Annotated in this window: 15 protein-coding genes; 6 read left to right on the forward strand and 9 right to left on the reverse strand. The window is 45.4% G+C overall.

What is annotated here, in order from left to right; genetic code table 11:
- Positions 1–41: 41 nt before the first annotated feature.
- From DRW07_RS03100 to sodB, 5 genes are all read right to left on the reverse strand, one after another.
- The gene (locus DRW07_RS03100; RefSeq protein ID WP_240630489.1) at positions 42–1,544 is read right to left on the reverse strand and encodes a SpoVR family protein; all 1,503 of its coding nucleotides are present in this window, start codon (positions 1,542–1,544) and stop codon (positions 42–44) included.
- Entirely contained in the window at positions 1,541–2,818 is a 1,278-nt protein-coding gene (locus tag DRW07_RS03105; RefSeq protein ID WP_124026412.1) for a YeaH/YhbH family protein, read from the reverse strand. Before DRW07_RS03105 ends, DRW07_RS03100 begins: the two co-directional genes overlap by 4 nt.
- A gap of 15 nt (positions 2,819–2,833) precedes the next feature.
- On the reverse strand, positions 2,834–4,756 hold the full coding sequence (locus tag DRW07_RS03110; protein ID WP_124026413.1) for a PrkA family serine protein kinase: 1,923 nt from the start codon (positions 4,754–4,756) through the stop codon (positions 2,834–2,836).
- 147 nt (positions 4,757–4,903) lie between these two features.
- Complete coding sequence (locus DRW07_RS03115; protein ID WP_124026414.1) at positions 4,904–5,155, reverse strand: hypothetical protein; 252 nt, start codon at positions 5,153–5,155, stop codon at positions 4,904–4,906.
- Between the two features lie 147 nt (positions 5,156–5,302).
- Positions 5,303–5,887: a superoxide dismutase [Fe] gene (sodB, locus tag DRW07_RS03120; protein WP_124026415.1), complete on the reverse strand. Its 585-nt coding sequence runs from the start codon at positions 5,885–5,887 to the stop codon at positions 5,303–5,305.
- Between the two features lie 203 nt (positions 5,888–6,090).
- On the opposite strand from sodB, the gene DRW07_RS03125 reads away from it, so the two are divergent.
- Both DRW07_RS03125 and DRW07_RS03130 read left to right on the forward strand, forming a co-directional pair.
- Positions 6,091–6,453, forward strand: a complete 363-nt coding sequence (locus tag DRW07_RS03125; RefSeq protein ID WP_124026416.1) for a Grx4 family monothiol glutaredoxin — start codon at positions 6,091–6,093, stop codon at positions 6,451–6,453.
- Between the two features lie 141 nt (positions 6,454–6,594).
- Positions 6,595–6,972 carry a VOC family protein gene (locus DRW07_RS03130; protein WP_124026417.1) on the forward strand — a complete coding sequence of 126 codons (378 nt, stop codon included), beginning with the start codon at positions 6,595–6,597 and terminating at the stop codon, positions 6,970–6,972.
- Between the two features lie 45 nt (positions 6,973–7,017).
- On the opposite strand, the gene DRW07_RS03135 is transcribed toward DRW07_RS03130, so the two are convergent.
- Positions 7,018–7,212 (reverse strand): bacterioferritin-associated ferredoxin, encoded by a 195-nt coding sequence (locus DRW07_RS03135; RefSeq protein WP_124026418.1) that lies wholly within the window; start codon positions 7,210–7,212, stop codon positions 7,018–7,020.
- Between the two features lie 194 nt (positions 7,213–7,406).
- On the opposite strand from DRW07_RS03135, the gene DRW07_RS03140 reads away from it, so the two are divergent.
- On the forward strand, positions 7,407–8,012 hold the full coding sequence (locus DRW07_RS03140) for a peroxiredoxin (protein WP_124026419.1): 606 nt from the start codon (positions 7,407–7,409) through the stop codon (positions 8,010–8,012).
- 50 nt (positions 8,013–8,062) lie between these two features.
- Here DRW07_RS03140 and rnt read toward each other — a convergent pair whose 3' ends face one another.
- Positions 8,063–8,689, reverse strand: a complete 627-nt coding sequence (gene rnt / locus DRW07_RS03145) for a ribonuclease T (protein WP_124026420.1) — start codon at positions 8,687–8,689, stop codon at positions 8,063–8,065.
- A 119-nt stretch (positions 8,690–8,808) separates the two neighbouring features.
- Between rnt and DRW07_RS03150 the strand changes: the two genes are divergently transcribed.
- Positions 8,809–9,672, forward strand: a complete 864-nt coding sequence (locus DRW07_RS03150) for a flagellar protein MotY (RefSeq protein ID WP_124026421.1) — start codon at positions 8,809–8,811, stop codon at positions 9,670–9,672.
- Here the strand turns inward: DRW07_RS03150 and glpQ are convergent.
- Both glpQ and gloA read right to left on the reverse strand, forming a co-directional pair.
- A complete protein-coding gene (gene glpQ, locus DRW07_RS03155) occupies positions 9,669–10,667 on the reverse strand; it encodes a glycerophosphodiester phosphodiesterase (RefSeq protein ID WP_124026836.1) in 999 nt (332 codons plus the stop codon). The two genes, DRW07_RS03150 and glpQ, sit on opposite strands and share 4 nt — an antisense overlap.
- A 95-nt stretch (positions 10,668–10,762) precedes the next feature.
- Positions 10,763–11,149 carry a lactoylglutathione lyase gene (gene gloA / locus DRW07_RS03160; protein ID WP_124026422.1) on the reverse strand — a complete coding sequence of 129 codons (387 nt, stop codon included), beginning with the start codon at positions 11,147–11,149 and terminating at the stop codon, positions 10,763–10,765.
- 116 nt (positions 11,150–11,265) lie between these two features.
- Here gloA and DRW07_RS03165 point away from each other — a divergent pair, with 116 nt between their 5' ends.
- Positions 11,266–12,168 (forward strand): alpha/beta fold hydrolase, encoded by a 903-nt coding sequence (locus DRW07_RS03165; protein ID WP_124026423.1) that lies wholly within the window; start codon positions 11,266–11,268, stop codon positions 12,166–12,168.
- 88 nt (positions 12,169–12,256) lie between these two features.
- Positions 12,257–13,390: a DUF2868 domain-containing protein gene (locus tag DRW07_RS03170; RefSeq protein ID WP_124026424.1), complete on the forward strand. Its 1,134-nt coding sequence runs from the start codon at positions 12,257–12,259 to the stop codon at positions 13,388–13,390.

The raw sequence follows: 13,390 nt of genomic DNA on the forward strand, positions 1-13,390 counted from the left end.
GCTTACCAGCCGAGGTTTTTTTTATTAAGCGCTAAACTTTTCTATAGACTAGCGTCAGTATTTGATTGGCAGCTGGCCAAATGAATGACTGATCCGTCGGCATTTTCCTGTTCTAAATGAACGTCAAATTTCCACAATTGATGTAGGTGTTTAAGTACTTCTTCTTTGGAATTAGCCAGGGGCCTTTCGTTTTGAGAGTAGTATCTCAAGGTAAGTGAACGGTCGCCGCGAACATCAACATTGTAAACCTGAATGTTGGGTTCAAGATTACTCAAATTATATTGTGCTGAGAGCTGTTCCCGAATATCTCTGTATCCTAATTCGTCGTGTATTGCAGACACACTGATGAAAGATTGTTTAGTATCGTCTTCAATAGAAAATAATTTGAAGTCTCGAATAATTTTTGGCGACAAGAATTGGCTCACAAAGCTTTCATCCTTAAAGTTTTCCATCGCAAAGTGCAGCGTATCAAGCCAGTTAGCCCCAGCCATCTTACCGAACCAAGCTTTGTCTTCCTCGGTGGGATTCTCGCAAATACGTTTTATGTCCATAAACATATTAAACCCAAGTGCGTACGGGTTAATCCCGGAAAAATACGGACTGTTGTAGTCGGGCTGCGCGATTACTGCACTATGGGAATGTAAAAACTCAAGCATGAAACGATCTGTTACTTTGCCTTCGTCATAAAGGGTGTTGAGTAAGTGATAGTGCCAGAAACACGCCCAGCCTTCGTTCATGACCTGCGTTTGTTTTTGCGGATAAAAATACTGGGATACTTTGCGTACAATACGCACAAGTTCGCGTTGCCAAGGTTCGAGCAATGGAGCGTGTTTTTCTATGAAATAAAGAATGTTTTCCTGAGGCTCTTGTGGAAAACGACTTTTTTGATGATGCGCTTGCTTTTGGCCTTTAGGCAGAGTTCGCCACAGGTCATTCACCTGTGATTGCAGGTATCTTTCCCGCTCTTCCTGACGGTGCTTTTCCTCTTGAATGGAGAGTTTGGGCGGCCTTTTATAACGATCAACGCCATAGTTCATGAGCGCGTGACACGCATCCAACGTATGCTCGACTTCATCAACGCCATGCTTTTCTTCGCATTTGGCCACATAGTCCCGGGCAAACACTAAGTAGTCAATAATGGCCTTTGCATCGGTCCAGGTCTTAAATAGATAGTTGTTCTTAAAAAATGAGTTGTGGCCATAACAGGCATGCGCTATCACTAAGGCTTGCATAGTGATGGTGTTCTCTTCCATCAAATAGGCAATACAAGGGTCTGAGTTGATGACAATCTCATAGGCCAAGCCCATGTTGCCGCGCTTATAGTGTTGTTCCGTATGAATAAACTTTTTGCCAAAAGACCAGTGCGAATAATTAATTGGCATACCGATGCTTGCATAGGCATCCATCATTTGTTCGGCTGTAATTACCTCAATTTGGTTTGGATAGGTGGTAAGTCTAAAACGTTCTGCAAGCGCTGCAATTTCTAAATCGTACTCTTGTAATAGCGCAAAGGTCCACTCTGGACCATCATCCAAAAGGCTCACGCTGTTTTCTCCGTGTTTGCTGTAAACAACTCTCTGAATACGGGATAAATATCGTTGACAGACACTATGTGTTTGCAGACGAAGCTGTCCCACTCTGACTCAAGCTTCTGATATTCACGCCATAAACTTTGATGCTGCCTTTCAGTGATTTCTATGTAGGCGTAGTAACGTGTTACAGGCAGAATGGCTTGCTCCAGTATTTGTTTGCACAGGGGTGAGTCATCTGCCCAGTTGTCACCGTCGGAAGCCTGTGCAGCATAGATGTTCCAATCTGCAGGGCTGTAGCGGTCTTTTACAATCTCATCCATCAACTTCAGTGCACTGCTCACAATGGTGCCACCCGTTTCCTGAGAATAAAAAAAGGTTTGTTCATCGACTTCTTTGGCTTGGGTGTGATGGCGAATATAGACGACGTCCACATTTTCATAGCGCCGTGTTAAGAACAAATAGAGCAAAATATAGAAGCGCTTGGCCATTTCCTTGGTCGCCTGATCCATAGAGCCAGACACATCCATTAGGCAAAACATCACCGCCTGGCTGCTTGGAACTGGGCGCTTGGCATAGTTCTTAAATCGCAGGTCAAAGGTATCAATAAAGGGCACTTTATCTATGCGTTTATTAAGCTCAGCGATGGCTTCGTCTAGTTGTTCAATGGCCAGTGCATTGTCATGAGGATCGTCGATCAGTGCCTGGCGCTTTTCTTCTAATTCACGTAATTCACGGCGCGAGCCAGCCGTCATGGCGATTCGCCTGGCCATAGCACCTTTCAGCGAACGAACAATGTCAAGATTACTGGGGACACCTTCGGTTTGATAGCCTGCACGGTACGTTTCGTATTGCGTGAGGGTATCAAAGTGGGTGGCCTGAAGGTTAGGCAGTGCCAAGTCGTCAAACAGCAGGTCGAGGTATTCGTCTTTACTGAGAGAAAAGACAAAATCATCTTCGCCTTCTCCACTGTCACTGGCATCGCCGTCACCGGAGCCTTGTCCTTGCCCGCCAGGAGGGCGCTCAATTTTGTCGCCTCGCGTAAACTGGTCATTGCCGGGGAGCACCCGTTTTTGCACGCCACCCTGACCGGTGTGAAAAATGGGCTCTGAGATATCCCGTTTAGGAATACTGATCTCTTCACCAGAATCAACATCGGTTACTGAGCGTTGGCCAACACCTTCTGATACTGAGCGCTTTATCTGTTGTTTATAACGGCGAATAAAGCGCTGCCGGTTGACGGTTGATTTACCTTTGCTGTTCAGGCGTCTGTCTATAAAATGCGACATACCGCAGCGCCTCTGTTATGACGCTTTGCGAACGCGTAAATACCATTCACAAAGCAAACGTACCTGACGACTGGTGTAGCCTTTTTCCGTCATTCGTTTTACGAAGTCGTCGTGTTTTTTCTGATCTTCTTTTGAAGATTTTGTATTGAATGAAATAACAGGCAACAAATCTTCTGTGTTAGAAAACATTTTCTTTTCTATGACAGTTCGCAGTTTCTCATAACTGGTCCACGCGGGGTTTTTGCCTGCATTATTTGCTCTAGCACGCAGTACAAAGTTGACAATTTCATTCCTGAAGTCCTTGGGGTTGCTAATGCCCGCAGGCTTCTCTGTCTTTTCGAGTTCGGCGTTTAACGCGGCACGATCGAACAGCTGGCCCGTTTCGGGGTCGCGGTATTCCTGATCCTGTATCCAAAAATCTGCATAAGTGACGTAGCGGTCAAACAGGTTTTGACCGTATTCTGAATAAGACTCTAAATAGGCAGTCTGGATTTCTTTGCCGATAAACTCTACATAGCGTGGAATTAAATACCCTTTCAGGTGTTCACGATAACGCTCAGCGAGATCGGCAGGAAACTGCTCGCGCTCGATTTGCTTTTCCAGCACATAAAACAAATGTACGGGATTGGCTGCCACTTCCTGATGATCAAAGTTAAACACCCTCGACAGTATCTTAAATGCGAAGCGTGTAGATAGGCCTTCCATGCCTTCGTCAACACCCGCATAGTCGCGATACTCCTGATAGGACTTGGCTTTTGGGTCGGTGTCTTTCAGACTTTCGCCATTGTATACCCGCATTTTAGAGTAAATGGACGAGTTTTCAGGCATTTTTAAACGCGAGAGTACGCTGAATTGCGCAAGTAGCTCCAGTGTATCTGGTGCACAGGGCGCGTTGTGTAATTCACTGTTTTCCAAAAGCTTTTCATAAATGCTAATTTCTTCCGATACCCGCAAACAATAGGGCACTTTTACAATATAAACACGGTCCAGAAAGGCTTCGTTGTTCTTGTTATTTCTAAATGTTTGCCACTCAGACTCATTGGAGTGCGCCAGAATTAAGCCATCATAGGGCAGGGCAGCAAACCCCTCTGTTGGATTGTAGTTACCCTCTTGGGTGGCGGTAAGTAATGGATGTAGCACCTTTATGGGGGCCTTAAACATTTCAACAAATTCCATTAAGCCCTGATTCGCTTTACACAAGGAGCCTGAATAACTGTAGGCGTCGGGGTCATTTTGTGCATACGTTTCGAGTTTGCGGATGTCGACTTTACCCACAAGGGAAGAAATATCCTGGTTATTTTCGTCACCCGGCTCCGTTTTGGCTATGCCCTGTTGATCGAGCACTGACGGATAGATTTTAACTACCTTAAATTTGCTAATATCACCTTGATACTCATGCAAGCGTTTTCTTGCCCAAGGTGACATGATGGTTTTCATGTAACGACGTTCAATACCGTATTCTTTCTCAAGTATCTTACCGTCTTCATTAACATCAAACAGGCACAAAGGATGGTCGTTAACCGGTGAGCCTTTGAGTACATAGATAGGTACTTTCTGCATCAATTCCTTTAGTCGCTCTGATAACGATGACTTACCGCCTCCCACTGGGCCTAACAAATACAAGATTTGTTTTTTTTCTTCCAGCCCCTGCGCGGCGTGTTTGAGATAAGCGACAATTTGCTCGATGGCTTCTTCCATACCATAAAACTCGTGGAAGGCAGGGTAGCGAGCGATTACACGGTTTGAAAATATTCGACTTAGCGTCGGATCATTGGCAGTGTCTACCATTTCTGGCTCGCCGATTGCTTCTAACAAGCGTTCAGCGGCGTTTGCATAAGCCATTGGGTCGGACTTACACAGGTTGAGAAACTCCTGTAATGTATATTCTTCTTCTTGCCTTTCCTCGTAACGTTGTTGGTAGTGATCAAAAATACCCATGAATGCTTCCCCTTGAATTTAACGGTCTCCCGTTAATTTAAGCGTAGACGCTATCCGTAAAATTTCGATGGTATTTAGCGCAAATAATTCATTTTTAATGTGAAAAACTTGTACGTGAATCTATACGAGTGCTTTTAATACAGGCTTTTAAGAGGTGCGCTTTGAGTGAGAGGATGTGGCATCAGCTTCCCGTTTTACCCAAATAAAAGTCAGGTACATTTTGGTTGGGATAGACATAATCATGCCGATGGCGACAAAGGCTGCGCTGACGATAATACCGGTTACCCCTAAATCTTCCATGGTGTCACTGAAGTTGTGAAGATAAATACCAATTAAAATAAACGCTATACCGGTACACATGACCAGTTTCAGTGTGAGAAGCAAAGATTTATTATTCATCACAGAGTTGTTTACTAATGAATATAAAATCATCCTACCCCAACAGTGATAGGATGCTTTGATCAGGATCAGTGTGCTCTTCGACAGTGTCTAATGAGGCAAAAAAAAGAGCACATGATGCGCTCTTTTTAAAGGTTTGTGTGCAGATTAGGCTGCGAAGTTCTCGTTGGCAAAGTCCCAGTTGATCAAAGACCAGAAGCCTTCCAGGTACTTAGGACGTAGATTGCGATAGTCGATGTAGTAGGCGTGCTCCCATAAATCAACAGTCATGAGTGGCGTTACGCCTTCTTCTGTTAGTGGGGTAGCAGCATTGCTGGTGTTTACAATATCCAAAGAACCGTCTGCAGTTTTTACTAACCAAGTCCAGCTTGAGCCAAAGTTGTTTACCGCCTTATCGTTGAAGGCAGCCTTAAAGTCTTCAAACGAACCCCACTTAGCATTGATAGCATCGGCGATAGCACCTGTAGGTTCACCGCCACCGTTCGGGCTAAGGCTGTGCCAGTAGAAGGTGTGGTTCCAGATTTGAGCTGCATTGTTGAACACACCGCCCGAAGAAGTTTTTACTATCTCTTCCAGGCTTTTGTTTTCCATATCAGTACCTTCTACCAAGCCATTTAGCTTGGTCACATAGGTATTGTGGTGCTTGCCATAATGATACTCGAGGGTTTCCGCTGAAATATGCGGCTCTAGCGCGTTTTTTTCGTACGGTAATGCTGGAAGTTCAAAAGCCATAATGGTCTCCATGATGTTTATAAAAGGTACAACGTCGATCCGTAGTCAACGCCTTAGCGTATTGTTGCATTAGGATATAGGGACTATTACTGGTTTATGCAACAAGAAGATCGGTATTTTTGTTGATTTTCTTTTTTCTTATCCTTGAAAATGAAAGTACTTAAACCCACTTTATTAAAATTGTAAGCAGTTACGAGGCCACCATGGAACAAACAGATACACAAAGTACCGTAGACAGAATTAAACAGCAAATCAGTGAGAACCCTATTCTGCTTTATATGAAAGGGTCCCCCAAGCTGCCAAATTGTGGTTTCTCTGCGCAGGCTTCTCAGGCCATTATGTCTTGTGGAGAGCCCTTTGCCTATGTCGATATTTTGCAGAATCCAGACATTCGCTCAGAGCTGCCAAAATATGCGAACTGGCCTACGTTTCCACAGCTGTGGGTTGAAGGTGAACTGATTGGCGGATGTGACATTATTCTCGAAATGTTCCAGCAGGGCGAATTGCAGCCTTTAATAAAAGAAACCGCTGAAAAACACAAAGTGGATGAAGACAACGCTGAATAGCGTTCATCCTCGACCAAATCAAACCCGATAACATGATGTTGTCGGGTTTTTTTTGCATAAAAATAACTTGCAAATAATGCTGTATAAATATACAGCTTTTACGCTGTTTATGCTAATAAATTAACGTAAAAAGGAAAAGTTATGATTGGTTATGTCACAGTTGGAACGAATGATTTGCCAAAAGCAGTAGCGTTTTATGATGCGCTGTTCTCCGATATCGGTGCCGGGCGTTTTATGGAGTCAGAAACCTTTGTTGCCTGGGCCAGTTCGCCGGATAAGTCTGCTTTTAGCGTCACTAAACCTTTTGACGGCAATGCTGCTTCTGTGGGTAATGGTGTCATGGTGGCCTTTGAACTGGATGCGCCAGAAAAAGTAGATGCAATGTATGCTAAAGCAATATCTTTGGGGGCCGCTGATGAAGGAAAGCCGGGCCCAAGAGGGGATGGCTTTTATGCTGGCTATTTTCGTGATTTAGACGGCAATAAACTAAATTTCTTTTATATGCCTCAACCTGTTTAAATTGTATTGTTGAGACAGAGACGATGCAGCAGTGTCGTCTTTTATTCAGCTGACTTCTTTAAAAAGACTATCGTCGATGATAGTGGTGTCGATGACTTGCTGTGCCATTTGAATGCATTTTCCGCACTGAGAACCCACATTAAGATGCGCGCGCAGCTCCCGAAGGTTTCCTACGCCCTGTGTATTAACCGCCTCGCGGATTTGTGAATCTGTTACGCCGTAACACATACACACATACATATACGTCAGCTCGCTCAGTAATCATTTCTCAACTGCAAATGATAATAGTTGTTATTAACGGTTAATGCAAGTTAAAAAATTGAGCAATCAAACGGTTTTTTTCTTTTTTTATCTTGATAATCCCGCCTTCGTACCAATATTCATTTCAGACACCTTGCCCCTAGGGGTATAACCTATAAAAACTGGAGAATAATATGAGTGTATTGGTCGGTCGTAAGGCGCCAGACTTCACTGCTGCTGCGGTGCTTGGCACAGGTGAAATCGTTGATGAGTTTGTGTTGAGTGATGCAATTAAAGGAAAAAAAGCGGTTATCTTTTTCTACCCGTTAGACTTCACTTTTGTGTGTCCGTCAGAGCTTATCGCGTTTGATAAGCGTTACGAAGATTTCCAAAAGCGCGGCGTAGAAGTCATTGGTGTGTCAATCGACTCTCAGTTCTCGCACAATGCATGGCGTAACACGCCTGTTAATGAAGGTGGTATTGGGCCAGTTAAATACACCTTGGTGGCAGACGTTAAACACGAAATCTGTCAGGCATATGATGTTGAGCACCCAGAAGCTGGTGTGGCTTTCCGTGGCTCTTTCCTTATTGATGAAAACGGTGATGTGCGTCATCAAGTTGTGAATGATTTACCGCTTGGCCGCAACATAGACGAAATGCTGCGCATGGTAGATGCACTGGCATTCCACGAAGAGCACGGTGAAGTATGTCCAGCAGGTTGGACTGAAGGCAAAGCCGGTATGGACGCTAGCCCTGAAGGCGTAGCCAAATACTTGTCAGAAAAATCTGACGAACTATAAGCACGTTTGTGAAGCAGGAAAGCCGCCTTATGGCGGCTTTTTTATTTTTACTACGAAAGTGGCCACCCACCTAGCGTCTTGTAACGGTTTACCATAAAACAAAACAGTTCTGCGGTTTTCTTAGCATCATATAAGGCACTATGTGCCTCTTTTTGGTCAAAGGGGATCTGAGCAGCCTGACAGGCTTTTACCAAGACAGTTTGCCCCAAAGCCAATGCAGCAAGACTGGTCGTGTCAAAAGAGACAAAGGGGTGGAAGGGCGTCCTTTTAATACTGCTTCGTTCTATTGCAGCATTCACGAAGCCCTGATCGAATGCTGCATTGTGTGCAACTATCACAGAGCGCTGACAATCTGCTGCTTTTTGCGCTTTTCTTATGCTTTTGCACAGGTTTTTCATGGCCTCAGACTCACTGATAGCGCCACGTAGGGCACAATGTATGTCAATGCCATTGAAATCCAAAGCAGCTTGCTCAATATTGGCGCCGTCAAAGGGTGTAATATGATGATGAAAGGTGTCGGCTGGTGCAATGATCCCATCTTCGTCCATGTGCACTGTGACTGCTGCTATTTCCAGTAATGCGTCTGTGCTGGCATTAAAGCCCGCCGTTTCTACGTCTATAATAACAGGAAAATAACCGCGAAATCGCTGGTTGAGTTGTTGTACTGAGTCGCTCATACTTGCCAAATTAGAATTGCTTTAGTCGAATGATAACATTATCAACTGCTAAAGCATTCAGACGATTGGACGATAAATTCAAATAGAGCTGTATGTGCGCTTTCTGTGGGGGAATTAACATGTTGCGACTGAGTGTGTTGTGTTTTGGTTTGTTGTGTGGGTCGTCACACGCCGCCATGCGACAATATGCTGCGCCGGTTGAATCATCTGCATGGATGTTACAAGAAAGCTCACGCTTAACCTGTGCCCTAGCCCACACCTTACCGGGTTATGGCAGTGCTACATTCACCAGTATGGCGTCTAAACAGCTCAATATGGAATTTGAGTTAGACATGAAACTGTTGCCGAAACGATTTGGCACCGCCGCTGTGTATTCTGTTCCGCCTCAATGGATGCCTGGTAAAGCACAGCGCAAGCTAGCCGATATGACAATTCGTACACAGTACAATGGTGACTTGCCAGAAGATGTGGCCTGGACTATGTTGTCCGAGTTAGAAAAAGGCCACTGGCCAACCATTTATTATCAGGACTGGTACAACCAAGCCGATAAAGTAGCAGTGAGTCTGAACGCCAGTAATTTTTATAACGAGTATCAGTCTTTCGTCAATTGCGTCTCTAATTTATTGCCATACAGTTTTGAAGACATTGCCTATACGGTGCTGAGTTACGAAAAAAATTCCACCAAGCTGACACGTTATTCGCAGCGTCAGTTAGAAATGATTGGTGAATATCTCAAAGAAGACACAGCCCTTGAGCTGGTTTTGATAGATGGTCACGCTGATAGCTGGGGCGCGTCTGGGCGTAATGAGCAATTGTCTATTCGACGCGCTAATGTGATTAAAGACTACTTTACTCAAATGGGGGTTGAAGCTGATAGGATTGACATCACAGGCCATGGCGAACGCCGTCATATCGCCCCCAACGACACGCCAGAGTCCAGAGCGTTGAACCGTCGCGTTATCGTGCAATTGAGTAAAGTTTAAGGTGTCACTGGGCGTGCATCGCGCCACGCACTAACCGGTGGTACCTGATCAGTAAACACGCCGTCTACCCCGGCCAATGCTAAGTTATTCAGCAAGGTTGTTCCGTTCATGTTTTCAGGTAACGCATCTTGTCTGTATGTGTATGCATGAATAGATAGGCCTGCTTCTTTGGCCTGTTTTACCCACGTGTTTACAGTGACATCGCCTCGCGGCATGGCCTGGTCAAACAACTGCGGGTACCAAGGGCCTATGCCATCTACATAATGCGCGAGAGTTGCCATTCCTTCTGATGTCCTAAGCCAGTCATAATCAGTGTCTGATTCGCCCCAGCTGTTTTCTCCCAATAGCTGTACTAACCTGGTCTGTAAGCCCAGTGCAGTGCGCAAGCGTTTGATTTCGGAAAAGTCAAAACACTGCACAATAATATTGGCCGAGGCATTGTTGAGACCAAGACTCTCTATGTGCTTTACGAAGGCGGCAGAAATGTCTATACCATGACGTTTGTGGAACGCGGGCGACTTAATTTCTGGGTAGAGACCGACGCGTTTCCCTGTGCTGCGATTTAATTCCTGAATCAGCGCAACCTGTTCTGAAAAAGTAGCAATAGAAAAGCTGTGATCACCTTGATAGCGCTGTGAGAATACCTGTTGTGATTGCCTGTTTTGACGTTCGTGTACGGTTAGCTGTTTCAACTCTTCAAGTGTGAAATCGATAGCATACCAGCGGCCATCGTCTCGCGCGCGGTCTGGAAATATTGCCTCAACGTTGGTGACGGTCTCTAGATGAATATCGTGCAGCACAATAAGTTCACCGTCCTTACTCATCACCAGATCCTGTTCAATATAATCCGGTGATTGTGCATGGGCCAATATTGCAGCTTCTAATGTGTGTTCTGGCAAATAGCCAGAGGCACCTCTATGTGCAATGATGTCAAAGGCAAACACCGGAAAACTACAGCACAAAATAGGCAAAATCAGACGGCTTAAAAAACGCATACTCACAAAGTCTCGTGTGACATTAATAGCAAGCGAGTCTATGGCGGCGATTTAGCGATGGCAAGTGACAATATGGTTACAATGCGATGTCTTTTCTAACCCTGCTTTTGAATGAGTTCAATGGCATAACCATCAGGATCCCGGACGAATGCAATGACAGTATCACCACCCAAAACAGGACCGGGTTTGCGATAGACATCAGCACCGTGTTGTTCCAGCTTGTCACAAAATTGGTAAATGTCTTCTACGGCGAATGCCACATGTCCAAATGCAGTGCCCATGTCGTATTCATTGTCTCCCCAGTTATAGGTGAGTTCTAGTACTGCTTGGTCTTCCTCTGAGCCATAACCGACAAATGCTAGCGTATATTTGTACTCGCTGTTCTCACTGGTTCGGAATAGTGACATGCCCATGGTATCAACATAAAACGCCAACGAGCGCTCTAGGTTTGATACTCTTAGCATGGTATGGAGCATTCTCATGGTAGTTTTCCTTTTTTGGCTATCTATAAAGCTAGTATGCTAACGTTGTTAGGTTCTGCGACCAATCTTTTTTGTGGTTGCCGCGTACATTTTCACAGTAGAAGCACAGACTTACCATGACGATGAAAATAATAAAAACAAATGAAAAAAAATTAGGCAAACACGCTGCCACCGTCTACCACTTACAGTCGCCACGCGAGGGTTATCTCGCGGTCACACACTTGCCTGTGGAGGATGCTAAAGGCGCTATCGTGATGCTGCCTGGTATGTTCAGCAACCGAAAGTTCTGGATTTCTGACAAAGGTATTGGACTTGCCGGATTTTTGGCTGATGCGGGGTATACCTGCTGGATAGTTGATCGCCGAGGAATGGGGGACGCCGCGCAGGCACTGAGAGACCAGCAAACCCTGTTTAATGCCATGGAAGTCGATCTCCCAGCAGTACAGACCCTGCTGAAACAAAAGGGGCATGATAGCGCCTATTACATGGGACATTCATTTGGTGGCGTTATCAATGGCATAAGTATCGCAAATGGCTATTTAAAAGCTGACGGCGTAGCAGGATTGATCAATTTCAGTTCACAGCTGACAGTGGGGAAGACCTTCCTTAATAAACCCTACAGTGCACTGATCTATGGGATTACAGGGATCATCGGTTATTGGCCTTCCCGGTTTTTTAAAATGGGACCCGAAAACGAAAGCAAGCATGTTATGCGGGACAGTTGCCGTCTAGTCGAATGGGCAAAAGGTCAGGACAAAGCCAGTTTCTGGCGCGGTTTTGAGCAAATAACCTGTCCCGTACTCGCGTTTGGTTCCGTGGGAGATAGCGTTGATCCGCCAGCGGGGTGTGAAGCCTTTATTGCGCCAATGGGCAGCAGCAACAAACAGTTTACGCTGTTAGGCAAAGCGTATGGGCATCGCAAGGACTATGATCATGTGGGCATGCTGGTAAGTAAAGAGGCGCAACAAGAAGTCTGGCCAATGGTGCTCGCCTGGCTGGATAAGCTAACGGAAAAATAAACGTTTACAAAAATAGCCTGATTTTTCAGTGCATTATTTTGCTACACTGCAAGCTGGTTTAGATAACGTATTTAAAACGGGCTGACTATTGCAATTCATACGCGCAGACAAGGTGTTGCGAACATCCAAGTCCATTGTGCTGTCAGGCTTTTGTATTGGGCTCTTCCTTAGTGTGGGTGTGCTAAGTGGAGATCCGCAAGGGCGAGTTAACCTGTTGTATTTACTTGCGATATTCATGCTAATACCAGCGTTGGGTGCAGGGCTGTCCGCCTTGTCATTACTGTCTGCCAGTGGTCTCAATCTGGCTAGGTTGTTACTCCTGATCCCTTTGTGGACACCTTCGCAGAAACAGTTCTTACACACGCTTAGGCAACATCAACTCGATAAATACTGGTGCTTTGTGCAGAGTCAGATGGCTGGATTAGCCTATGCCTTTGCCACATTGCTGGCTTTTCTGGTGTTGTTGCTCTTTACTGATATGCATTTTGTCTGGCGTAGTACCTTGTTATCCGCTGAGCAATTGCATCCTGTGTTGGTTGCTATTGCTACACCATGGTGGTTTTGGGAAGCCGCACAACCCTCCTATGCACTGTTGCAGGCAACCCAGGACTCGCGTTTGGCAGCTGACTACGCAGACGCACACGCTTATGCGCAGTGGTGGCCCTTTGTATTTGCTATTCTGATTGTTTATTCCTTTTCTCTCAGAGTCATACTATGGGGAGTGGGCCGTTGGTGCCTATCCCGTCAGTTGCGCCAGATAAACCGAGAGCAGCAGTTTGTTAGTGACGAGCGAGACCTCACCCAAACCCACGATACGTTATCTGAGATTCATGAGAACAGTGTTGAGATATTGCCTACTGACTATTGGCTGGCCAACTGGGGCCGGTTTGATCAAAGTGGTATTGCCACATTGTCGCTACAACCCAAATCTGTCATTCAGGTTAACGCACACACCCAGCCCGAGGATTTACCGGCTGAATGCCGAACAATGAAGCAGCTTTTGCTGGTAAAAGCGTGGGAGCCCCCTTTAGGCGAATTGGCCGATTATATGAATCAATTTAAAGGCTGGGTGTTACCAGTAGACAGTAAGCAAGGCAGGTTGTGCCCCCCTAAACATGCACATTTGCAAGAGTGGCAACGTTTTGTTTACGAACAGCAAGGGTGGGCATTGTATCAACCAACATCCTGGTCAAGGTACCCAACAACAAAAAAAGAGGGGTAA

It is taken from the genome of Paralteromonas sediminis (assembly GCF_003820355.1).
Classification (GTDB): Bacteria; Pseudomonadota; Gammaproteobacteria; order Enterobacterales; family Alteromonadaceae; genus Alteromonas_F; species Alteromonas_F sediminis.

Bases quoted from the DNA above. Each gene is read 5' to 3' on its own strand.
- DRW07_RS03105 (WP_124026412.1), bottom strand. From the start codon at position 2,818: ATGTCGCATTTTATAGACAGACGCCTGAACAGCAAAGGTAAATCAACC.
- DRW07_RS03110 (WP_124026413.1), bottom strand. From the start codon at position 4,756: ATGGGTATTTTTGATCACTACCAACAACGTTACGAGGAAAGGCAAGAA.
- DRW07_RS03115 (WP_124026414.1), bottom strand. From the start codon at position 5,155: ATGAATAATAAATCTTTGCTTCTCACACTGAAACTGGTCATGTGTACC.
- sodB (WP_124026415.1), bottom strand. From the start codon at position 5,887: ATGGCTTTTGAACTTCCAGCATTACCGTACGAAAAAAACGCGCTAGAG.
- DRW07_RS03125 (WP_124026416.1), top strand. From the start codon at position 6,091: ATGGAACAAACAGATACACAAAGTACCGTAGACAGAATTAAACAGCAA.
- DRW07_RS03130 (WP_124026417.1), top strand. From the start codon at position 6,595: ATGATTGGTTATGTCACAGTTGGAACGAATGATTTGCCAAAAGCAGTA.
- DRW07_RS03135 (WP_124026418.1), bottom strand. From the start codon at position 7,212: ATGTATGTGTGTATGTGTTACGGCGTAACAGATTCACAAATCCGCGAG.
- DRW07_RS03140 (WP_124026419.1), top strand. From the start codon at position 7,407: ATGAGTGTATTGGTCGGTCGTAAGGCGCCAGACTTCACTGCTGCTGCG.
- rnt (WP_124026420.1), bottom strand. From the start codon at position 8,689: ATGAGCGACTCAGTACAACAACTCAACCAGCGATTTCGCGGTTATTTT.
- DRW07_RS03150 (WP_124026421.1), top strand. From the start codon at position 8,809: ATGTTGCGACTGAGTGTGTTGTGTTTTGGTTTGTTGTGTGGGTCGTCA.
- glpQ (WP_124026836.1), bottom strand. From the start codon at position 10,667: ATGCGTTTTTTAAGCCGTCTGATTTTGCCTATTTTGTGCTGTAGTTTT.
- gloA (WP_124026422.1), bottom strand. From the start codon at position 11,149: ATGAGAATGCTCCATACCATGCTAAGAGTATCAAACCTAGAGCGCTCG.
- DRW07_RS03165 (WP_124026423.1), top strand. From the start codon at position 11,266: ATGACGATGAAAATAATAAAAACAAATGAAAAAAAATTAGGCAAACAC.